Source organism: Burkholderia sp. MR1-5-21, assembly GCF_053427715.1.
In genome coordinates this window covers 116,026-137,608 of sequence record NZ_JBSAXD010000023.1, presented here as the reverse complement: position 1 = coordinate 137,608, position 21,583 = coordinate 116,026, and the positions used below count along the sequence as shown (strand labels likewise).

Annotated in this window: 20 protein-coding genes; 9 read left to right on the top strand and 11 right to left on the bottom strand. The window is 67.9% G+C overall.

The features are described from left to right. Window positions 1-195 precede the first annotated feature (195 nt). Entirely contained in the window at window positions 196-471 is a 276-nt protein-coding gene (locus ACV229_RS27790) for a DUF2964 domain-containing protein (protein ID WP_448086314.1), read from the top strand. Window positions 472-713: 242 nt separating this feature from the next. Next, window positions 714-1,001 (top strand): DUF1488 domain-containing protein, encoded by a 288-nt coding sequence (locus tag ACV229_RS27785; protein ID WP_448075158.1) that lies wholly within the window; start codon window positions 714-716, stop codon window positions 999-1,001. A gap of 187 nt (window positions 1,002-1,188) precedes the next feature. Here the strand turns inward: ACV229_RS27785 and ACV229_RS27780 are convergent, their stop codons facing one another. Together ACV229_RS27780 and ACV229_RS27775 are read right to left on the bottom strand one after the other, a co-directional pair. Next, the gene (locus ACV229_RS27780) at window positions 1,189-2,028 is read right to left on the bottom strand and encodes an MBL fold metallo-hydrolase (protein ID WP_448086313.1); all 840 of its coding nucleotides are present in this window, start codon (window positions 2,026-2,028) and stop codon (window positions 1,189-1,191) included. A 13-nt stretch (window positions 2,029-2,041) separates the two neighbouring features. Then, the gene (locus ACV229_RS27775; RefSeq protein WP_448086328.1) at window positions 2,042-2,590 is read right to left on the bottom strand and encodes a sugar ABC transporter; all 549 of its coding nucleotides are present in this window, start codon (window positions 2,588-2,590) and stop codon (window positions 2,042-2,044) included. A 199-nt stretch (window positions 2,591-2,789) separates the two neighbouring features. Here ACV229_RS27775 and ACV229_RS27770 point away from each other — a divergent pair, with 199 nt between their 5' ends. Then, on the top strand, window positions 2,790-3,641 hold the full coding sequence (locus ACV229_RS27770; protein WP_448086327.1) for a LysR substrate-binding domain-containing protein: 852 nt from the start codon (window positions 2,790-2,792) through the stop codon (window positions 3,639-3,641). Window positions 3,642-3,773: 132 nt separating this feature from the next. On the opposite strand, the gene ACV229_RS27765 is transcribed toward ACV229_RS27770, so the two are convergent. Next, on the bottom strand, window positions 3,774-5,075 hold the full coding sequence (locus ACV229_RS27765; protein WP_448086312.1) for an NCS2 family permease: 1,302 nt from the start codon (window positions 5,073-5,075) through the stop codon (window positions 3,774-3,776). A 716-nt stretch (window positions 5,076-5,791) separates the two neighbouring features. Here ACV229_RS27765 and ACV229_RS27760 point away from each other — a divergent pair. Continuing rightward, entirely contained in the window at window positions 5,792-6,070 is a 279-nt protein-coding gene (locus ACV229_RS27760; RefSeq protein WP_448086311.1) for a hypothetical protein, read from the top strand. Between the two features lie 137 nt (window positions 6,071-6,207). Here the strand turns inward: ACV229_RS27760 and ACV229_RS27755 are convergent, their stop codons facing one another. The 5 genes from ACV229_RS27755 to ACV229_RS27735 form a co-directional block, all read right to left on the bottom strand. Continuing rightward, window positions 6,208-6,582, bottom strand: a complete 375-nt coding sequence (locus tag ACV229_RS27755) for a DUF2917 domain-containing protein (RefSeq protein ID WP_448086310.1) — start codon at window positions 6,580-6,582, stop codon at window positions 6,208-6,210. Window positions 6,583-6,832: 250 nt separating this feature from the next. After that, the gene (locus ACV229_RS27750) at window positions 6,833-7,120 is read right to left on the bottom strand and encodes a hypothetical protein (RefSeq protein ID WP_448086309.1); all 288 of its coding nucleotides are present in this window, start codon (window positions 7,118-7,120) and stop codon (window positions 6,833-6,835) included. Window positions 7,121-7,224: 104 nt separating this feature from the next. Next, window positions 7,225-8,130, bottom strand: a complete 906-nt coding sequence (locus ACV229_RS27745) for a metal-dependent hydrolase (protein ID WP_448086308.1) — start codon at window positions 8,128-8,130, stop codon at window positions 7,225-7,227. An 81-nt stretch (window positions 8,131-8,211) separates the two neighbouring features. Next, window positions 8,212-9,999, bottom strand: coding sequence for an SDR family oxidoreductase (locus ACV229_RS27740; RefSeq protein ID WP_448086307.1), 1,788 nt, complete (start codon window positions 9,997-9,999; stop codon window positions 8,212-8,214). A 31-nt stretch (window positions 10,000-10,030) separates the two neighbouring features. Beyond that, window positions 10,031-10,927 carry a M24 family metallopeptidase gene (locus ACV229_RS27735; protein ID WP_448086306.1) on the bottom strand — a complete coding sequence of 299 codons (897 nt, stop codon included), beginning with the start codon at window positions 10,925-10,927 and terminating at the stop codon, window positions 10,031-10,033. A 488-nt stretch (window positions 10,928-11,415) separates the two neighbouring features. On the opposite strand from ACV229_RS27735, the gene ACV229_RS27730 reads away from it, so the two are divergent. Further along, window positions 11,416-12,693, top strand: coding sequence for a haloacid dehalogenase-like hydrolase (locus tag ACV229_RS27730; RefSeq protein ID WP_448086305.1), 1,278 nt, complete (start codon window positions 11,416-11,418; stop codon window positions 12,691-12,693). Window positions 12,694-12,808: 115 nt separating this feature from the next. On the opposite strand, the gene ACV229_RS27725 is transcribed toward ACV229_RS27730, so the two are convergent. Together ACV229_RS27725 and ACV229_RS27720 are read right to left on the bottom strand one after the other, a co-directional pair. Further along, window positions 12,809-13,582 carry a slipin family protein gene (locus ACV229_RS27725; RefSeq protein ID WP_059996945.1) on the bottom strand — a complete coding sequence of 258 codons (774 nt, stop codon included), beginning with the start codon at window positions 13,580-13,582 and terminating at the stop codon, window positions 12,809-12,811. Next, a complete protein-coding gene (locus tag ACV229_RS27720) occupies window positions 13,579-15,240 on the bottom strand; it encodes an NfeD family protein (RefSeq protein ID WP_448086304.1) in 1,662 nt (553 codons plus the stop codon). Before ACV229_RS27720 ends, ACV229_RS27725 begins: the two co-directional genes overlap by 4 nt. A 148-nt stretch (window positions 15,241-15,388) precedes the next feature. Between ACV229_RS27720 and ACV229_RS27715 the strand changes: the two genes are divergently transcribed. Next, the gene (locus tag ACV229_RS27715) at window positions 15,389-15,682 is read left to right on the top strand and encodes a hypothetical protein (protein ID WP_448086303.1); all 294 of its coding nucleotides are present in this window, start codon (window positions 15,389-15,391) and stop codon (window positions 15,680-15,682) included. On the opposite strand, the gene ACV229_RS27710 is transcribed toward ACV229_RS27715, so the two are convergent. Further along, on the bottom strand, window positions 15,598-16,632 hold the full coding sequence (locus ACV229_RS27710; RefSeq protein WP_448086302.1) for an AraC family transcriptional regulator ligand-binding domain-containing protein: 1,035 nt from the start codon (window positions 16,630-16,632) through the stop codon (window positions 15,598-15,600). The genes ACV229_RS27715 and ACV229_RS27710 overlap by 85 nt on opposite strands. A gap of 139 nt (window positions 16,633-16,771) precedes the next feature. Between ACV229_RS27710 and ACV229_RS27705 the strand changes: the two genes are divergently transcribed. The 3 genes from ACV229_RS27705 (at window position 16,772) to ACV229_RS27695 (ending at window position 21,564) form a co-directional block, all read left to right on the top strand. Continuing rightward, window positions 16,772-17,905: an acyl-CoA dehydrogenase family protein gene (locus tag ACV229_RS27705; protein ID WP_448086301.1), complete on the top strand. Its 1,134-nt coding sequence runs from the start codon at window positions 16,772-16,774 to the stop codon at window positions 17,903-17,905. Between the two features lie 296 nt (window positions 17,906-18,201). Beyond that, window positions 18,202-19,908 carry an AMP-binding protein gene (locus tag ACV229_RS27700; RefSeq protein ID WP_448086300.1) on the top strand — a complete coding sequence of 569 codons (1,707 nt, stop codon included), beginning with the start codon at window positions 18,202-18,204 and terminating at the stop codon, window positions 19,906-19,908. A gap of 126 nt (window positions 19,909-20,034) precedes the next feature. Continuing rightward, window positions 20,035-21,564, top strand: a complete 1,530-nt coding sequence (locus ACV229_RS27695) for a CoA-acylating methylmalonate-semialdehyde dehydrogenase (RefSeq protein WP_448086299.1) — start codon at window positions 20,035-20,037, stop codon at window positions 21,562-21,564. Window positions 21,565-21,583 lie beyond the last annotated feature (19 nt).

The following is a 21,583-nucleotide window of genomic DNA, read 5'->3' as shown; positions in this document are numbered from 1 at the left end:
TCCTTTCGATCGGAGCTGGCGCTTCAGCGCTTGCTCGGATCCCATGCCAATCTGAAGCCGTCGGCGGGGTGCGTTCCCCGCTCGCAACGTGCATCCGGCGCGGAGCCGGCCGCGCGGGTACGCATCATCATACAAGCGCCGCACGCGATGTGCGACCGCGGACAAATTCCGCTTGCTTTTGGACAGGCGCCTGCAATGATGGAAATGGAGCACGCACGCGCCGTGTTCCGCATCGCAACATGCATGCGACGCGACATGCATCCGTTCGGGAGACGGATCATGGTTCGTACGGAACTCAGGGTCGTACTGGCGGCAATCGCCACCTTCGTCATGTTGGCCGGCATCGCGGTCGCGATCCACGGCCTCCTCTTCGACCTGGACGACGCATTGCGATACGGCGCGGCAGCGATCGCGCTGGGCATCACGACGACCGCGATCGCCCTCAATGTGTGGCCGCATGACCCGCATTGACGTCGGCCCGGCTCCGGTGCCGGATCACGCATTGTGCTGACCAAACCCGCGTCGGAATGACGCGTGCCGCAAAATTTGCCTCCTGCGCGAAACCGTCTAAAGTGAATGCAACCGGTGTGCATTGTCCGCGCCATATTCCCGCGGGCATGCAAGGCCGGTCAGCCCGCGAACACAATCGTCCGGCCGGTGGCGGACGACGGACGCGGTCATTCATTTTCTACCGGACGGTTGAGGCGGCTCCCATGCAGATCAATTTCCCGAACGAGGCGCCCGAGTATTCGGGGCGCGAACTGACGCTCGCGTTTCCGGCGTTGGTCAATGGCGAGCGCGTTCAATGCCACATCACCGCCGAGGCGATGGAAGACCATTTCGGTGCGGCGTCGCCGCGCTTCGAGGACATGGTCGGCGCGTTCGACATGCACCGTGATCGCATCGAGGCAGCGGCGCGGCGCCTGCTGTCGGAAACGCGTGCGCAATGCGTGACGCTGCGCAGCGGCTACGTGCGCTTCTACGAGGCGAACTGGCGTTGACCCGACTAGCCGGGCAGTGATCGAGCGGGCGCCATTGCAGTGCATGGCGCCCTTGTCGTATTGATGGTATCGGCGGTATCGGCGCGGCCCGGGCGCATGCGTGCGCGGCGAGCGATTGCCGCGCGGCCATGACCGTGTGCCACGGCCGCCTGCGAGGCGGTGCAAGTTTCCCCTGCCTGTTTCCCGTTCACGGCGCGGCGACGATCGTGTAGGCGTCGTGCGTGCGCGTGATGCGTGCAAAGCCGCACGCGGAGAGATGCATGCCCGCGATCAGCAGGTTCCCGGCACTGGCTTCGGCGAGCAGCGTCGCGCGCGTCGCCGATGCGTGCGACGGATCGTGGTCGAACGCGATCGATACGTGCGGCCGGGCCACCTGGATCGGCGCGAAGTGGACAACATCGCCCCAGATCAGCAGACGCTCTCCGCGTGACTCGACAAGATAGCCCGTATGCCCGGGCGTATGTCCCGGCAGCGGCACGGCCGCAATGCCGGGCAGCACCTCGCCGTCGTCGACGGTGCGAAGGGCCTTGCGATACGCATCGAACACCTGCCGCGCGATCCGGAAATTGCCCTGCGCGCGCGCGCTGGCGCGTGCAAATGATTCGTCATCCTGCCAGAAGTCGATTTCCCGCTGGTGGACCACCAGTTCGGCATCGCGGAACGCCGCGTGGCCGAGCGCATCGATCAGTCCGCCGACATGGTCCGGATGCGCGTGCGTGAGCAGGATCGTGTCGATGTCGGTCGGCGCCACGCCGGCGAGCGGGAGCGCCGATTTCAGCCGGCCGCCCCAGTTCCGGATGCCGCCCGCGCCGGCATCGACCAGGATCGTGCGGCCGTTGCCGCGGATCACGTAGCAGTTGATGTTCACGACGGACGGATCGGGCACGCCCGCATCGCGCAGGATGCGGTCCGCGTCGGCCGGATCGATGTTCGACAGCAGGTCGAGGCCGGCCGTGAGCGTTCCGTCGCTGATCGACGTGACGGAGAACGCGCCGATCTGCCGGCTCGGGAAAGGGTAGGCGCACATGGGCGAGCTCCGTTTATCGTGCGGCCGGCGTGGCCGGTGCGGCAGGCGTGCGCACGAGCTGCGGGCCCATCGGCGCGTAGAGCCGGATTGCGCCGGACGCATCGGCGGCGCGATGCGCGGTGTCGCGCGCCAGCACGGCCAGCCATCGGCGCGCGGGACGCCGGTCGAGCGCGATCGCGTGCAGGCTCGACGGCGTGAGGCCCAGCCGCGCCAGCGGGGCGGGATCCGCATCGCAGACCGCGAGCAGCGCGTGGGCCGTCACCGCGGGCGCCGCGCCTGCGTGGTCGTACACGTTGCGCCGCCAGTCGGTGATGTGCGGCTGCCAGCGGGCGAAGTTGCCGCCTCCGTTGTCGCGATACTCGGCGGAGCCGAGCACGTCGGGCGCGTCGATCGTGTGGAGCGCCAGATAGCGCGGGCCTGTCCCGTCCAACGCGCTGAAACGCTGCGACGTGACGAAACCGGATACCGAGATGAGGGCCGGCAGCTTGACCCGGCTGTAGAAGTCATTCCATTCGGCCTCGGAGGCCGGATCGGCGAAACTGCATTCGACCGTGTAGATCATGACGATGTCCTCGCGGGGGGCGCGGGGCAGCGAACGCGCTGCCGCTCGATTGGTTGATGTTATGTCATGATAATCACGCGAAAACCGACTGAAAAACGACGATTCGTCACCCTTCGATGACATTTGATCAAGCTGGTGCAGGCGTCGTCCAGCAAGGAGAAGCGCGATGCGACGCAGGATCCCCAGCAATTCGGCCTTGATGGCATTCGAGGCTGCCGCACGGCACGGCAGCTTTGCGCGCGCCGCCGACGAACTCGCGTTGACGGAAGGCGCGATCAGCCGGCAGATCGGCCGCCTGGAGGCATTCCTCGGCATCGTGCTGTTCGAGCGCGTCGGCAATCGCGTGCGGCTCGCGCCGAACGGCGCGCGTTATGCGGCCCAGGTGCGCGACGTGCTCGATCGGCTGGAGCGCGAGTGCCAGTACATGATGGGTCAGCCCGGCGACGGCGGCAGTCTCGACATCGCGGTCACGCCGACGTTCGCGACGCGCTGGCTGATCCCGCGCCTGAAACGGTTTCACGACCGGCACCCGAACATCACCGTGCATTTCGCGGAGCGGGCCGACCCGTTCGTCCTGCCTGACAGCGGCTTCGACGCGGCGATTCACTTCGAGCATCCGGCGTGGGCGGGCATGCACACGCATCGGCTGTTCGAGGAGGTGCTGTTGCCTGTCTGCCATCCGTCGCTGCTCGCGGGCGCGCCGCCGGAGACGCTGCTGGATGCGTTGCCGCGCCTGCACAAGCGGCAGACGCCGGATGCGTGGTCGCAGTACGTGCAGGAGACCGGATTGCCGGTCGCCAATCCGGCGGCCGGCGCGCGCTACGATCTCCATTCGATGCTGATTGCCGCTGCGCTGGCGGGACTCGGCGTGGCGCTGGTGCCGCGCCTGTACGTCGACGCCGAGATCGCGCAGGGCCTGCTCGCCGCGCCCTGGCCGGACAGCCGGCGCGTCGCGAAGCGCTTCTGCCTCGTCCTGCCCGAGCCGCTGGATCTCGGCGACGGTCCGTTGCAGACATTTGCGCGCTGGGTGCTCGACGAGGCCGGGGCCTGACTGTCGTTTGCCCGCGCGTAGTGCACGACGCGCGGGAGCAGACGCCTGATGCCGCGTCGGAGATGGTCGAAAAAAAACGCCACCCGAAGGTGGCGTTCCTTGCATCATGCGCAGCGGCGCGTCACGCCACGCTCATTCGCTGCCGAGATAGAAGAAGCGGAACAGGAACACGGCGGCGATCACCCACACGACCGGCTTGACCTGGCGTGCCTGGCCCGTCAGCAGCTTGAGGCCGGCGTACGAGATGAAGCCGAACGCGACACCGTTCGCGATCGAGTACGTGAACGGCATCAGCAGCGCGGTCAGCGCGGCCGGCACGGCTTCGGTCGCATCGTCCCACGGCACTTCGACCATCTCGCGCAGCATCAGGCACGACACGTACAGCAGCGCAGGTGCGGTCGCGTAGGCCGGCACGACGCCCGCGAGCGGCGCGATGAACAGGCAGGCGAGGAACAGCACCGCGACGGTGAGTGCCGTCATCCCGGTGCGGCCGCCGGCCTGCACACCCGATGCGCTCTCGATGTACGCGGTGGTCGACGACGTGCCCAGGACCGAGCCCGCGACGATCGCGGTGCTGTCGGCGAGCAGCGCCTTGTTCAGCCGGTCCATCTTGCCGTGGACGAGCAGGCCCGCGCGGTTCGCGACGCCCATCAGCGTGCCGGTCGCGTCGAACAGCTCGACGAGGAAGAACACGAGGATCACGTTGATGATGCCGGTCGACAGTGCGGCGCCGATGTCGAGCTTGAACAGCGTCGCGTCGATCGACGGCGGCGCCGAGAACACGCCGTGGAACTGGTTGTCGCCGAAGAAGAACGACAGGATCGTGACGCCGAGGATGCCGATCAGAATCGCGCCGCGCACGCGCAGGTGGTCGAGCGTGACGATCGTGAAGAAGCCGATGATCGCGAGGATCGTGTCGTGCTTGTGCAGGTCGCCGAGCGTGACCAGCGTGGCCGGGTTGCCGACGATCACGCCCGACGTCTTCAGCGAGATGATGCCGAGGAACAGGCCGATGCCCGCGGTGATCGAGATCCGCAGTGATTTCGGAATGCCGTTGACGATCGCTTCGCGCACGCGGAACAGCGTGACGATCAGGAACAGGCAGCCGGAGATGAACACTGCGCCGAGCGCGGCCTGCCACGAGAAGCCGAGGCCCTTCACGACGGTATAGGCGAAGTACGCGTTGAGGCCCATGCCGGGCGCGCACGCGATCGGGTAGTTCGCGTACAGGCCCATGATCAGCGACGCGAGCGCCGCGACGAGGCAGGTCGCGACGAATACCGATTCCTTCGGCATGCCGGCGTCGCCGAGGATCGCGGGGTTCACGAAGATGATGTAGGCCATCGTCAGGAACGTGGTGACGCCCGCGAGTAGTTCGGTGCGGAAGTCGGTGCCGGCTTCTTCGAAGCCGAAATACCGCTTGATGGATTCCATGAAGGCGTTTCTCCGGTCGGGTTGTCGTGTTGCTTGTTGATTCGACTTGTTGTATGCGCGGCCAACCATGCACGGCCGCCGTACTGTAACCAGCCACTAATATCGGTCTATCGGCGGATTGTAATAGCCGGGATAGGTTGGACGATATAGTCGCGGGGCACGATCGGCGGACGGCACGGCAAGACTGACTGCGTGGCCGCGCGGCGGCGCGCATTTTACCGGTTCGGATGGGGAGGGCGGCGGAAAGCAGCGGGTGCTACATGCACCGCGGCAAGGCACGGCGGCGTGGTGGCCGCATCGACATGCGGCTGAAATGACGTGCCCGCATGCTGCACGGAAGCAGTGCGCGCGTGCGGCGGGGCATCACGCGTGCAGCGCATGCGGACGCGGACCGATGCATTCGTCAGTCCAGGGCGGCGCGGGCATCGGGCTATCCTGCCGTGAAGCCGTTCCGCGCGCAACTGTCATATCGTGCTGCAGTGCGGACTGTGGTTTCTGTGTAAAAGTTTGCAAGACCACATCGCGTTAACCGGCAACTCTTTCTAGGATAGATACACCTCGCACGCACGCCGGGCCGATCGCTGCCGATTCCGGGGAGTCGGTGGCCCGCGTAGCGCCATGGCGTGAAGTGCGGCGGCGGCCGTTGCGCGTACGGGCAAGCGCGCGGCCGGTTGCGATTGCCCGATGCGGGTTTGTCCGTTTCTACGGAGGTCAGCATGTTGAACTGGATCAGCCGTTGGGCGATGCGGCACGCCCCTACGCCAGAGAAAACCGCTGCGTCGATGCTTGTCACTGCGCGCATGGAACTGTTCACTGCCGAGCAGCGCGTCATCGATGCGAAATTACAAGCGGATTACTGGCGCACGCGCGTGTCCTTTCTCGAGGAGGTGCAAAAGCAAGGCATCGATCCTTGGGTGAGCGCGCAGGCATCCCAGCGTCCTGACATCGAAGCCAGTCCTCGCGGCACCGGCCCGCGTCTCGCCGCCAGCACCTGATGTCCGCACGCGGCGCGCGATCGCTCGCGGCATGCATCGGCGTGCCGCGTCATTCGCCGCGCACCTGCGATGCGATGCGTCGCAGGTGCGCGCATTTCGTTACGCCGTCACGCGCTGCGCGCATGGCGGCGTTCGCATTACTCCCGACTTCGCCAGACCTCGCGCATCATGCGCCGCATCCGCGCGAGCGCGCGCTGTAGCCGCACGCCGCGCTGCACGTAAGCGGTCGTGATCGACGCCTCGACCGGGCAGTCGGCATCCGTGCTCACCCAGATCCGTTCGCCGCGCGGGATACGCAGCACGTCGCCGGGCCGCATCCAGTAATCATCGACACTCGTCTGGCGCGTCAGCCACAGCGACGCGTCGTGTACGCGGATCTCGGCATCGCTCGGCGCACGCCACGTCAGCGTCTTGCGCGGCGCGACGGCGAAATGAATCACGACTCTCGGCAACGCGATCGCGTCGGCGCGGCGCAGATCGGGACGAACAAACAGCTGGCTGGCTTGGTCCATCGTCATCTCCATTCGTTGAGCCGGGCGGATGACGCGCACCAAACAAAAAAGCCTCATCCGTTTCCGGTGAGGCCTTGTGTGACATGCGGTACTGCTGTCGATGCTAACGCACAAGCGCCTCCGGTGACGCGCCCCAATGGGCGTTCACTCGAGGATTAATCGCGATGGCGATGAGCTTGAACGTAGGCATGCGAACGAGTTTGTCGTGCAGGCGTGGCGTTGTCAACGAAAATTTCGAGATACGTGCGGATCACGCGTCGCGTTGCGCGAGCGCGTTCACGAGCAGTTCGGACAGCAGGCCGGTCATCCCGTCCGGATGCGTCGCCGCGCGTACCTTCAACTGCTCGACCAGTTCCGCGTTGAGCTTGCACGCGAACGGCACGAGCCCTTGCTCCTGGTCCAGCTTGCGCTGCGCGCGGCGGTCGAGCTTCACGGATTCTTCGGCACCCTTGCCGAAACGCGCGGGGCTCGACTGCTTCATCGCGTGCGTCAGCTTGAGCGCCTTGTTTTTCTCGAGATCGGTTTTCTTCATGGCCATCGCGGCACCTCCGGGGAAATGAAGCCGCGATTGTACGCATTTCGCCACGCGGTGCGCGTGCAGCGCGTGCGCACCGCCGACGGGCCGAGGCCAGGCCACGTGCATCAAGCCTCCTTCGTGGCCCCCCAGTTGCCGCCATGCGCGGCCGCCTGCGCGGCCGGCGAGCGCGCGAGGTACGCGAGCGCCTGTTCGGTCGACCCTTCGTGGTGCGGCGTGTAGCTGGGCTTGAAGTAGCGCAGCGCCGCGCCGATCACCTTCCAGAACGACGGCAGGTGCCCGCGCCGCGAGCCCTGCCACCACGACAGCACGAAGCCCGGGTAGCGGCCCGCGTCCGGATCGCGCCGGTACATGAACTTCGCGCCCGTCGTGATGTAGTAGAGCAGCAGCACGATCACGAACGCCATGTGCAGGCAGCGCTCCGGATAGGTGCCGCCCATGTGGCGGTAGATGTCGAATGCGACGGTGCGATGCTCGACTTCCTCGGCGCCGTGCCAGCGCAGCAGGTCGACCATCGTCGGGTCGGCACGGCCTTCGTCGAGCCCGTGCGCGTTGAGCACCCAGTTGCCGAGATAGCCGAAGAAATGCTCGAGCGACGCGATCACCGCGAGCTGCTGGCGCAGCCAGAAGCGCGTATGGCCGATCTTCAGGCCGAACGGCGCCTCGCCGAGCACGCGCGTGAAGAGCCAGTTGAGCTTCTGCGTGAACGGCTTCGTGTCGATCCCGTGGCGGTCGTAGTAATGCTTGAGCACGCCGCCGTGCGAGCGCGAATGCACGGCCTCCTGGCGCAGGAAGCCTTCGGCCTCGTCGCGCAGCCGCGCGTCGGTGATATGCGGCAGCGCCTTGTTGTATACGCGGCAGAACCACAGCTCGCCTTCCGGGAACAGCAGGTTCAGGGTGTTGATGATGTGCGTGCTGCCCGGATCGTTCGGCACCCAGGTGATCGGCGTGTCGCTGAAGTCGAACTTCACGTGCCGGGCCTTGATCTTGTGGTAGTCGGCGGTAGCGGTCATCTGTGTCTCCGTGTGCGGCGTTGTTGCGGCCTATCGCGGCTGGTTGCGGTTTATTGCGGCCTCATGCGGACTCTTGCGCCGTCAATGCGATGCCATGCTGACGCGGGCGATCATCCGGCCGAGCCAGGGCATGAAGCGGCCGACGAAGCGCAGCGTGTGTGCTTCGGTGCCGACCGCGACGACCGGCCGGTTGCGCAGCACGCCGTCGACCATCGCCTGCGCGACGGTTTCGGGTTTCAGGCCGCGCATCTGGTAGAGCTTCGTCGCGCGTTTGCGCAGGCGCACTTCGTCCTGCGCATTGGCGCCCGCGTATTGCGTCGACGCCATGATTCCGGTTTCCGCGAAGCCGGGGCACACGGCCGTCACGCCGATGCCTTTTCCGGCCAGCTCCGCGCGCATGCACTCGCTCAGCATCAGCACCGCGGCCTTGGTCGTCGCGTAGGCCGGCAGGTCGCGCGACGGCCCGAACGCAGCCGCCGACGCGGTGTTGACGATGTGGCCGCCGCTGCCGCGTGCGGCCATCTGCTTCGCGAACAGGCGCGAGCCGTGGATCACGCCCCACAGGTTCACGTGCAGGATCCGCTCCCAGTGCGCGGCGCTCGTGTCGAGAATGCCGCCCGCCATGCCGATGCCCGCGTTGTTGATCACGACGTCCGCGCCGCCGAGTTCGGCGCCGACCCAGTCGGCCAGCGCTTCCATCTCGTCGGCCGAGCCGACGTCGACGCGCTGCGCATGTGCGTGCGTGCCGATCAGCCGGACCAGCAGCGCGGTGCGCTCGGCGCTTGCCAGATCGATATCGGCCGCGACGATCGTCGCGCCTTCGCGCGCGAAGGCCAGCGCCGCGCAGCGGCCGATCCCGCTGCCCGCGCCGGTGACGACCGCGACCTTGCCGCTGAAGCGTCCGCTCGTCGAGCGCCGCCGCGCGTTCGCGAGTGCGGGCGGCTCGTCGCCACGCTCGACCGCGTCGATCAGGTCCTGCGCGAGTCCCGCGAAGCGTGCGGGATCGGCGAGCGGCAGCCAGTGCCCGGCCGCGACTTCGCGCCGGTAGTACTGCGGCACCCAGCGCGACAGGTCTTCGGACAGCGCCGGGCTCACGTACTTGTCGCCGAGCGGCACGATCGTCTGCACGGGCGCATGCGCGTAGCGCTCGCGCGGCGCGAAGAGGCAGCGGATGAAGTTCGCGCGATAGAGACGCACGCCGCGCGCGCCGTCGTCGGCCTGCGTCGCGCGCGGCGCGACGGGCGTCTTCTCGACGCGGCGCAGCAGGCCCGGCCATGCGCGGCCGAGCCACAGCCGCCAGTTCAGTTCGGGGATGAACGGCAGGTGGAACAGGTACACGTACCACGACCGCACGAGCTGGCCGCCGAGCGTGGCCAACGATGCGGGCGTCGGATGCAGCACGCGTTCGCGCATCCAGAAGCCGACGTGGTCGAGGCACGGGCCCGAGCATGACGTGTACGACGCGATGCGGCCGGCGAGCCGCGGCTCGGTGACGAACTCCCAGCCCTGGATCGAGCCCCAGTCGTGCGCGATCAGGTGGACGGGGCGGCCCGGGCAGAGCGCGTCGATCACCGCGATGAAGTCGTCGGTCAGCTTCGCGAGATGGTAGTCGGCCGTGCGCGCCGGCACGCCCGACAGGCCCGCGCCGCGCACGTCGTAGGCGATCACGTAATGCTGGCGCGCGAGCAGCGGCGCGACGTCCTGCCAGACGCTGCTGTTGTCCGGATAGCCATGCACGAGCACGACCGGCGTGCGAGCGGGGTCGCCCCAGGTGCGCACGGCGAGCGTCAGGTCGCCGGATGTGACGGCGGTTTCGGTGAACACCGAATCGAACAGGGCCAGCGGCGCTTCGTCGGAAAGAGGCTGCATCGTGTGTCCGTTCAGAAGGAGAAAGGGCGCGTCAGGCGGCGGCCGGCACGGTCGCGATCGCGTTCGCGCGCTCGGCCTGGCGGCGCTGCCAGCGGCGCACGTGCGGCAGGTCGTCGTCGAGCCAGTACGCGTCGTCGCCGGTGATCACGAGCAGCTCCTCGAACTTCGCGCCGACGCCCGCGAAGCCCAGGTGCGGCTCGACAGCCCACAGGCCCGGCACCGGCGCGTGCTCGGAGCGGCGGTCGATCGACCACAGTGGCGACCAGCCCTGCTGCCTGGCCGCGCGGCCCTGGTCGAGCAGCAGGTTGCGGGTCGCGTTCAGCCCGAAGCGGGCGACGAAGCGCGGCGTCGACAGCTTGTGGATCTTCGCGACGCGGTGCGCGAGCACCTTGAACGGATACGCCTTGTGACGCGGCTCGACGCCCTGGCGGCGGCACAGCGCGTCGACTTCCTGCGCGACTTCGGCCATCGGCCGGCGCTCCTTGACGAGCCGCACGATCAGCGCGCGGTGGTCCATCAGGTCGTCCTGCAACTGCTCGAGGATCGGGTTCTCGCCGAGGCAGTGCGCGTAGCCGACGTCGGCGACGATGCCGTCGAGCACCGGCGCGACGTCGAGAATCACCGGCATGTCGGTCTCGAGCTGGCGGTTGCTCGGGAAGAACGCGAGATTGAAGCCGCCCATGTGCTTGAGGCCGGAGAAGCCTTCGAACGCGGTGCGGTCGCCGAACCACGCGAACGGCTTGTGCAGCCAGTCGCGCACGCCGTGGTCCTGCAGCCATTCGGTGAGCAGGCGCGCCGCGTCCTTCTCGGTGATGCCGGGATACAGCATGCCGCCGACCGTTTCCACGCAGCGGTACGCGAGCTGCTGGACCGCGCGGAACTGCGGCAGTTCTTCGGTGTGGATTTCCGGCAGCGGATGGTCGGCCATGGTGCGTCGTCTCCTGTTTCGGATGTCGACCCAACCCGGCGCTTGCGCCGTGGGTTCGGTCCCATGCAAGGTTGTCGTTGCTGATCCGGAACGCACCCGCCGGGCGTCACTGCCACGGGTTATTCGGCCAGCACTTAATGTGCCATTAATCAATGTCACAATAATAGACGGTTCAGTGAGACGCGTCAGTGGGCGGGGATGAGGGCTTTTCCTAATGAAGCGGGGAAATGGAGTCAACGCTCTAGATTCCCGGCTGGCGGCCGTCCGGGGCGGCTCGGGATGTTGCGCTGTCGCTCCGGATCAACTTGGCGTCGCATCGCGGCGCGACGCTGTCAAATTGCCGAAATAATTTCGTCAGATCATTCGCCCCCATTTCGGAGCCGCCCCGGCTTCGCGGGGCCAATGAGCCGCCGGCGCGCCGCGATGCGCGCCGCGCGTCGCGCGGGGTAGCGACCGAAGCCGACTCGTCATTTCCACGGAGAGAGACCATGCAGCGCCGCACGTTCATGAACACCCTTGCCGCGGCGACCGCCGCGACGTCGTTGATGCTCAAGGCCGGCACGGCCGACGCAAAGAATGCCGCCTCGCCGGACGCGCTGGACCCGGGCCGCTGGTCGCCGTTCAACGCCGCGCGCCTGCAGGCGGTGCTCGACCAGCATGGCGTCGGGAGCCCGCGCTACGACGCGAAGCGCCGCCCGTACGCGGTGTTCGACTGGGACAACACGTGCATCATGAACGACTGCGAAGAGGCGTTGCTGATGTACCAGATCGACCATCTGCAGTACAAGCTGACGCCGGACGAATTCGTCGGCGTGATGTGGAAGGACGTGCCGAAGGGCGCGTTCATGAAGGACTACACGACGGTGGACGGCAAGCCGGTGACGATGGAGGACCTCGCCGCCGACGTCGAGTCCGACTATCGGTGGCTCTATGCGAACTACAAGGGATTCGGCGGCGACAAGAGCCTCGACGAGGTTCGCGAGACCGACCAGTTCAAGGATTTCCGCGCGAAGCTGTACTTCATGTACGACGCGATCTGCGACACGCATCCGCTCGAGATCGGCTACAAGTGGATCATCTACTTCTACAAGAACATGACGACCGCCGAGCTGCAGGCGATGGCGGAAGCGTCCAACAACTACGCGATCGGCGACGCGCTGCGCAAGGTCCGGTACGAAAGCCCGAAGACGCTGCCGGGCAAGGCCGGCGTGGTCGCCGACATGCACTTCCACGGCATCCGCATCCATGAGGAAATCCGCGCGGTGATGCACACGCTGCGCGCGAACGGCATCGACGTGTACGTGAGCACCGCGTCGCTCGACGACGTCGTGCGCGTGTTCGCCGGCAATCCGAACTATGGCTACGGCGTGCCGCCCGAGAACGTGATCGGCCTGCGCCTCGACATGCAGGACGGCAAGTACGTGAGCCACTACCCGGACGGCTGGCACTTCAACTACGGCCCGGGCAAGACGGTCGGCATCCGCAACGTGCTCGAGTCGAAGAAGGGCTACGGTCCGCTGCTGGTGTTCGGCGACAGCGACGGCGACGCGTGGATGCTGCGCGATTTCAAGGACACCGCGGCCGGCGTGATCGTCAACCGGATGAAGAAGGGCGAGATCGGCGCGGACAGCAAGCTCGCGGCCGAGCAGATCGGCAACCCGAACGCGCGCTTCCTGCTGCAGGGCCGCGACGAGCACACGGGCCTGATGATCCCGGACGAGAAGTCGATCAAGTACGGCAAGACGGAGCGCAAGCTGCTGGCGTGAAGCGTGAAGCGTGAAGCGTGAAGCGTGAAGCGTGAAGCGTGACGGGCGCCGGGCCGCGCTGGCCCGCGTCCGTCGGGATCGGCCGCCGCATCGCGCGCGCCGGGAAACGTCAGGCTCACCGTTCGCGCGGCGGCCCGAAGCGCTCCAGCAACGAACTCAGCAGCTCGACCGGCAGCGGGAACACGATCGTCGAATTCTTGTCCGCGGCGATCGTCGTCAGCGTCTGCAGATAGCGCAGCTGCATCGCCTGCGGCTGCAGCGCGAGCCGCTGCGCGGCCTGCAGCAGCTTCTCGGACGCCTGCAGCTCGCCTTCCGCGTGGATCACCTTCGCGCGCCGTTCGCGCTCGGCTTCCGCCTGCCGCGCGATCGCACGGACCATCGTCTCGTTCAGGTCGACGTGCTTGATCTCGACCGTCGACACCTTGATGCCCCAGGCGTCGGTCTGCGCGTCGAGCGTCTTCTGGATGTCGGCGTTCAACTGCTCGCGCTCGGCGAGCAGCGCGTCCAGCTCGTGCTTGCCGAGCACCGAACGCAGCGTCGTCTGCGCGAGCTGGCTCGTCGCGTCGAAGAAGCGCGCGACCTGGATCACGGCCTTCTCCGGATCGACGACGCGGAAATACACGACCGCATTCACCTTCACCGACACGTTGTCGCGCGTGATCACGTCCTGCGCGGGCACGTCGAACACGACGGTGCGCAGGTCGATCCGCACGACCTGCTGGACGATCGGGATGATCAGCACGAGCCCGGGCCCCTTGACCTTCCAGAAGCGGCCGAGCATGAACACGACGCCGCGCTCGTATTCGCGGAAGATGCGGATCGACGATGCAACAAGCAGCACCGCGAAAACGATCAGAAGGCTGCTGAAGCCGAACGTGTAGCCGATCATGGTTTTTCTCCTTTGTTGATCGGATTGTGCGCATTCGCGCTTGCGCCGGTCCCGCCCACGCGGGAGTCGACCGGAGCTGGCGGTTCGGCGCCTGCCGCGGTCCCGCGCAGAGCGGCCGGCATGTCGTAAAGCGGGGCGACGGTAAGCATCAGCCCTTGGCGGCCCGTGACGCGCACCCGGCAGCCCGCGGCGAGCGGCGCATTGCTGGCGACCCGCCAGCGCTCGCCGCGCACCAGCGCCCAGCCGGCGGCCGACGGCGCGGGGCCCGCAGCCGTTTGCGGCTGGTCGGGCCGCAGGCCGTCGTCGAGCACTTCGCCGATGCTGCCGACCATCGCTTCGCCGCCGCTGACGACCGGGCGGCGCCGCGCGCGCAGCGCGAGGCTCGACACCCCCGCGACGAGCAGCCCGCCGCCCAGCGCGAGGCCCACGATCAGCGGCCACGGGATGCCGTAGCCGGGCACGTCGGTATCGATCAGCATCAGCGCGCCGATCGTGAACGACACGATGCCGCCGAACCCGAGCACGCCGAAGGTCGGCAGGAACGCCTCGGCGACGAGGCACGCGAGCCCGAGCAGCACGAGCCCGAGGCCCGCGTAGTTGACCGGCAGCAGCTGCATCGCGAACAGGCCGATCAGCAGGCAGATCGTGCCGACGAGGCCCGGCAGCACGAAGCCGGGGTTCGCGAATTCGAAGAAGAGGCCGTAGATGCCGAGCGTCAGCAGGATCAGCGCGACATTCGGATCCGCGATGATCGACAGGAAGCGGTTGCGCCAGTCGGGCTCGACGGCGACGAGCGGCGCATGCGCGGTCGCGAGCCGCTGCACGCCGCTGGACGTCGTCACGGTGCGGCCGTCGAGCTGGCGCGCGAGGTCGGCCGGGTCCTGCGCGATCAGGTCGACGACATGCTGCGCGCGCGCTTCGGTCGCGGACAGGCTCACCGCTTCGCGCACCGCGCGCTCGCCCCATTCGGCGTTGCGGCCGCGCAGCTGCGCGAGGCCGCGGATGTACGCGGCGGCGTCCTGCATCGCCTTGCGGATCTCGGTCGATTGCGTGTCGGTCGGCAGTGCGCTCGACGCGGCTGAAGGCCCGGACGCGGGTGACGCGGGTGACGTGGGCGACGCGGGTGGTGCGCCGGTCGGCGACGGCGGGTTGCCCCCGGGCGCGCCGCCGCCGATGCCGAACTGGACGGGCGAAGCCGCGCCGAGGTTGGTGCCCGGCGCCATCGCCGCGATGTGGCTCGCGTACACGATATAGGTGCCCGCGCTCGCCGCGCGCGCGCCGCTCGGCGCGACGAACGCCGCGACCGGCACCGGCGAGCCGAGGATGGCCTTGATGATCTGCCGCATCGACGTGTCGAGGCCGCCGGGCGTATCGAGCTGCAGGATCGCGAGCGGCGCACGTTCGCGCGCCGCGCGGCTTAACCCGCGGACGATGAAGTCGGCGCTGGCCGGCCCGATCGCGCCGTTCACCGTCATCACGATGACGGGCGGATGGCCCGCCAGCGCGGGCGGCGCGGGCGGCGGCGTGGCGACGGCCGCACAGACGACGAGCAGCGCCGCGAACAGCGCGGCGCGCGCGACCCGCGCAGAGAGCGGGTGGGGAAGATGGCGGCCCGACGCGTCGTGCGTCGGCAGATGCCAATGATGTTGAAAGCGCATCGGGACGTCCGGGCGGCGCGCGGCCGCACGCCGTCCGGTCCGCAGGAAGGGCGCTGGCCCGATGCTTAAAGAGTAGGCGGTTTCTGCGGATTATGCGGTTTCTGCGGAACGCGCGATGGCGGGCGCAGCCGGGGCGGCGGTGTTGCAGATGTCACAAAGCTCGCCGAAGCCGCTGAAGCCGCCGAAGCTGCCGAAGCCGCTGAAGCCGCTGAAGCCGCTGAAGCCGCTGAAGCCGCCGAAGCCGCTGAAGCCGCTGAAGCTGCCGAAGCCGCCGAAGCCGCCGAAGCCGCCGAAGCCGCCGAAGCCGCTGAAGCTGCCGAAGCTGCCGAAGCTGCCGAAGCTGCCGAAGCCGCGAAATCAGCGCGCCCCAGCCGTGCGCCCCAGCGCCTCGTCGCGAAACTCGGCCGGGCTGCGTCCGCTCCACTTGCGAAACGCGCGGTAGAACGCGCTCGGCTCCGCGAAGCCGGCCGCCGCGGCGACGTCGGCGATCGTGCGCGACGGATCGGCGAGCGCCTCGAACGCGAGGTCGCGCCGCAGCGCGTCCTTGATCGACTGGTACGCGTGACCTTCCTGGTGCAGCTTGCGGCGCAGCGTCGCCTCGGCCACGTGCAGCCGCACGGCCATCTCCGACGCGCCCGGCCACGCGGCGGGCGGCATCCCGCGCAGCACCGCGCGCACGCGCTGCGCGAGCGCGTTCGGGTTGCGGTACTTGACGATGAAGCTGGCCGGCGCGTTGCGCAGGAACGTCTTCAGCGTTTTCGCGTTCTGCACGACCGGCAGCGCCGCGAATTCGGGATCGAAATCGACATACGAATCGGGCTGGTTGAAGCGCATGTCGTCGCAGAACATCGACGGGTACTCATGCTCGGCGGGCGGCGTGTCGCAGCGGAAGCTCGCATGCAGCAGCGGGATGCGCCGGCCAATCAGCCAGCAGGTGAGGCCGTACACGATGATGAAATAGGTCGCGTACGTGAACATCGCCGGCCCCGGGCCGTTGTTGCGGTGCACGAAGCGCAGCCGCACGCGCTGCGGGTTCGCGTCGAGCTCCGCATGCAGGTCGTCGAGCACGCAGTGCATGAAGTTCACCGCGCGCGCCATCGCATGCAGGCCGTCGCGCGCGGTGAGTGCCGCCTGGCTCATCGCGATGAAGCTGCCGCTCCTCATCGGGTGGCGGTCCTGGCCGAAGAACTCGTCGTCGAGCGTGCGCGCGATCGCGTTCCACAGCGCGCCGTACTGCTGCGCGGACACCCGCGCACGCGGCTGGTCGAGCAGCGCCGGTGCGATGCCGGCCTGCGCGAGCAGCGGCTCGGCCGCGACGCCGCGCCGCGTCGCGAGCGCGACGCTGTACGCGACCAGGCTGATCGCGATGGTTCCCTTTTCTTCCTGCTTCATCGACGGCGCCGCTATGGCAAAAACGCTCAGTGTAATTGAGCGCGGCGAGCATCGAACAGTTGCGCACGCTTGCCTACACTAGTTTCATCCAAACATATTGCGGCCGGGCCACGCGCGGCCGCCGGGAGACAGCAGCGCCATGGACGAGCTTTACACCGAAGACCAGCGGATGATTCGCGACGCCGCGCGCGCTTTTGCCACCGACGTGCTGGCGCCGAACGCCGCGCAGTGGGACCGCGACGCGCACCTGCCGGACGAGGTCGTCGCGCAGCTCGGCGAGCTGGGGCTGCTCGGGATGATCGTGCCGCAGGAGCTCGGCGGTTCGTATACGGACTACGTCGCCTACGCGCTCGCGATGGAGGAGGTCGCCGCCGGCGACGCGTCATGCGCGACGATGATGAGCGTGCACAACTCGGTCGGCTGCGGGCCGATCCTCGGTTTCGGCACGCCCGCGCAGAAGGAACGCTGGCTTGCCGACATGGCGGCGGGCCGCACGATCGGCGCGTTCTGCCTGACCGAGCCGCAGGCCGGCTCCGAAGCGCACAACCTGCGCACCCGCGCGGAACTGCGCGACGGCAAATGGGTGCTCAACGGCGCGAAGCAGTTCGTGACCAACGGCCAGCGCGCCGGCATCGCGATCGTTTTTGCCATCACGGACCCGGACGCCGGCAAGCGCGGCATCTCCGCATTCCTCGTGCCGACCGACACGCCGGGCTTCATCGTCGGCAAGCCCGAGAAGAAGATGGGCATCAAGGCGTCCGACACGTGCGCGATCACGTTCGAGAACTGCGCGATTCCCGAGGAGAACCTGCTCGGCAATCGCGGCGAAGGGCTGAAGATCGCGCTGTCGAACCTCGAAGGCGGCCGGATCGGCATTGCCGCGCAGGCGCTCGGCATCGCGCGCGCCGCGTTCGACAAGGCGCGCCGCTATGCGGGCGAGCGCGTGCAGTTCGGCAAGCCGCTCGCCGAGCATCAGGCGATCCAGCAGAAGCTCGCGGACATGGCGACGCAGATCAACGCCGCGCGCCTGCTCGTGCATCACGCGGCGAAGCTGCGCACGGCCGGCCTGCCGTGCCTGTCGGAAGCGTCGCAGGCAAAGCTGTTCGCGTCGGAGATGGCCGAGCGCGTGTGCTCGGATGCGATCCAGATTCATGGCGGCTACGGCTATCTCGCCGATTACGAAGTCGAGCGTCATTACCGCGACGCGCGCATCACGCAGATCTACGAGGGAACCAGCGAAGTGCAACGGATGGTGATCGCGCGGCAGCTTTGAGCCGCGACGGTCGCCTTGACGGCGGCCCGCCTTGGCACGGGGGTATCGCGGTGAACGCGGCACGCAACGACGTGACCGCGCGCCGCGCGACATCGGAGCGGAGCGAGCACTCGAGCTTCGAACGCGTTGCAAGGGGCCGAACCCGGGGCGGAAGCACCGGGTTCGGCCGATGGTCTTGCAACGCGTCGACATGAGCGCCAAGGCATCCGCTCCGATCGAACGGAGACCGCGAAGCATGGGACCGGAGCAAGCGCTAAAGCGCTAGCTCCGGTCGACAGGAGACAGGAGACGACACGATGACGGTACAGGCATTCCTGGACGCACGCGACTTTCTGCTGCGCCATCGCACCGACTACGAAACCGCATACCGCGATTTCCAGTGGCCGGTGCTCGACACGTTCAACTGGGCGCTCGATTACTTCGACGTGATGGCGCGCTGCAACGACAAGCCCGCGCTGTGGATCGTCGACGCGGCGACCGGCACGGGCGACCCGTATTCGTTCGCGCAGATGTCCGAGCGCTCGTCGCGGATCGCGAACTGGCTGCGCGGCATCGGCGTCGTGCGCGGCGACCGGATCCTGCTGATGCTGCCGAACCGCGTCGAGCTGTGGGACGCGATGCTTGCCGCGATGAAGCTCGGCGCGATCGTGCTGCCGGCCACCACGCAACTGTCGGCCGACGACGTGCGCGACCGCGTGCAGATCGGCGGCGCGAAATATGCAATCGTCGACGAGAACGAAACCGCGAAATTCGAACAGCCGGACCTCGGCCTCGCGTTGAAGATCGTCGCCGGCGAGCCGCGCGCGGGCTGGCTCGCGATGAACGACGGCTACGCGGCGAGCGCCGCGTTCGAGCCGGACGCCGTCACGCACGCGGGCGATCCGATGCTGCTGTACTTCACGTCGGGCACGACGTCGAAGCCGAAGCTCGTCGAGCATACGCACCGCACCTATCCGGTCGGCCATCTGTCGACGATGTACTGGGTCGGCCTGCAGCCTGGCGACATCCACTGGAACATCAGCTCGCCCGGCTGGGCGAAGCACGCGTGGAGCTGCTTCTACGCGCCGTGGAATGCGCAGGCGTGCGTGTTCGCGTTCAACTACGCGCGCTTCGAGCCGAAGGTCGTGCTCGACGCGCTCGTCAAATACCAGGTGACGACGCTGTGCGCACCGCCGACCGTGTGGCGGATGCTCGTGCAGCAGCCGCTCGCGTCGTTCGACGTGAAGCTGCGCGAGATCGTCGGCGCGGGCGAGCCGCTGAACCCGGAGATCATCGAGCGCGTGAAGAAGGCGTGGGGCATCGCGATCCGCGACGGCTACGGCCAGACCGAGACGACCTGCCTGATCGGCAATTCGCCGGGCCAGCCGGTCGTGGCCGGGTCGATGGGCCGCCCGCTGCCCGGCTACACGATCGAACTGCTCGACCCGGACGGCGTGCCGGTGAGCGAAGGCGAAGTCGCGCTGCCGGTCGGCCCGGACGTCGCGCGGCCGGTCGGCCTGATGAAGGGCTATGCGAACAACCCCGACGCGACCGCGCACGCGATGCGCGACGGCCACTACCGCACGTCCGACATCGCAATGCGCCGCGACGACGGCTACTTCGTCTACATCGGCCGCGCGGACGACGTGTTCAAGTCGTCCGACTACCGGCTGAGCCCGTTCGAACTCGAAAGCGTACTGATCGAGCATCCGGCGATCGCCGAGGCGGCCGTCGTGCCGAGTCCGGACCCCGTGCGGCTCGCGGTGCCGAAGACCTTCATCACGCTGCGGCAGGGCTACGAGGAAAGCCCGGCGCTCGCGCTCGAGATCTTCCGCTTCTCGCGCGAGAAGCTCGCGCCGTACAAGCGCATTCGCCGCCTGCAGTTTGCGGATCTGCCGAAGACGATCTCCGGCAAGATCCGCCGCGTCGAGTTGCGCCGCCGCGAGATCGAGCGCGGCGACGACCCGGCCGCCCGGATGCCCGGCGAATACTGGGAAGAGGATTTTGCTGCCGAACTGAAATGACCTGAGCGCGGGCCGCGCGCACCGCGCTGTCGCGGCGCAGCGCCCGCAACCTGTCCACCGCAACCGCATCGAACCAGCCGCCTGCGCGCGACGTCGCGCGGCGGCACTCCCAAGGAGAGTCAAACGATGAACGCGAATCCGACGCCCCAGACGGGGCAAGACGTGCCGACGGTCAAGCTGCTGATCGACGGCGCATTCGTCGAGTCCGCCACGAAAGAGTGGCGCGACATCGTCAACCCCGCGACGCAGCAGGTGCTCGCGCGCGTGCCGTTCGCGACGGTCGCCGAGGTCGACGCGGCCGTGCAGGCCGCGCACGCTGCGTTCGCGTCGTGGAAGAACACGCCGATCGCCGCGCGCATGCGCATCATGCTGAAGTTCCAGGACCTCGTGCGCACGAACCTGCAGCGGATCGCGAAGACGCTGACCGCCGAGCAGGGCAAGACGCTGCCGGACGCCGAAGGCGACATCTTCCGCGGCCTCGAAGTGGTCGAGCATGCGTGCTCGATCGGCTCGCTGCAGCTCGGCGAGTTCGCGGAGAACGTCGCGGGCGGCGTCGATACCTACACGCTGCGCCAGCCGCTCGGCGTGTGCGCGGGCATCACGCCGTTCAACTTCCCCGCGATGATTCCGCTGTGGATGTTCCCGATGGCGATCGTCTGCGGCAACACGTTCGTGCTGAAGCCGTCCGAGCAGGACCCGCTGTCGACGATGGAGCTCGTCGAGCTCGCGGTCGAGGCCGGCGTGCCGAAGGGGGTGCTGAACGTCGTGCATGGCGGCAAGGAAGTCGTCGACGCGATCTGCACGCATCCGCTCGTGAAGGCGATCTCGTTCGTCGGCTCGACCGCGGTCGGCACGCACGTGTACCAGCTCGGCAGCGCGAACGGCAAGCGCGTGCAGTCGATGATGGGCGCGAAGAACCACGCGGTCGTGCTGCCCGATGCAAACCGCGAGCAGACGATCAATGCACTCGTCGGCGCCGGCTTCGGCGCGGCGGGGCAGCGCTGCATGGCGACGTCGGTCGCGGTGCTGGTCGGCGAGGCGCGCGACTGGCTGCCCGACCTTGTCGCGAAGGCGAAGCTGTTGAAGGTCAACGCGGGTGCGGAAACCGGCACCGACGTCGGCCCGGTCGTGTCGAAGGCCGCGAAGGAACGCATCCTGTCGCTGATCGAATCCGGCGTGAAGGAAGGCGCGAAGCTCGAACTCGACGGCCGCGGCGTGACGGTGCCCGGCTACGAGAACGGCAACTTCGTCGGCCCGACGATCTTCTCGGGCGTGAATACCGACATGTCGATCTACACGCACGAGATCTTCGGGCCGGTGCTCGTCGTGCTCGAAGCCGACTCGCTCGACGACGCGATCGCGCTCGTCAACGCGAATCCGTTCGGCAACGGCGTGGGGCTGTTCACGCAGAGCGGCGCGGCCGCGCGCAAGTTCCAGAGCGAGATCGACATCGGCCAGGTCGGCATCAACATCCCGATCCCGGTGCCGGTGCCGTTCTTCAGCTTCACGGGCTCGCGCGGTTCGAAGCTCGGCGATCTCGGCCCGTACGGCAAGCAGGTCGTGCAGTTCTACACGCAGACGAAGACGGTCACCGCGCGCTGGTTCGACGACGACGCGACGGTCGGCCATGTGAACACGACGATCCGTCTGCACTGACAGTGAAAGGGAGGCTGCG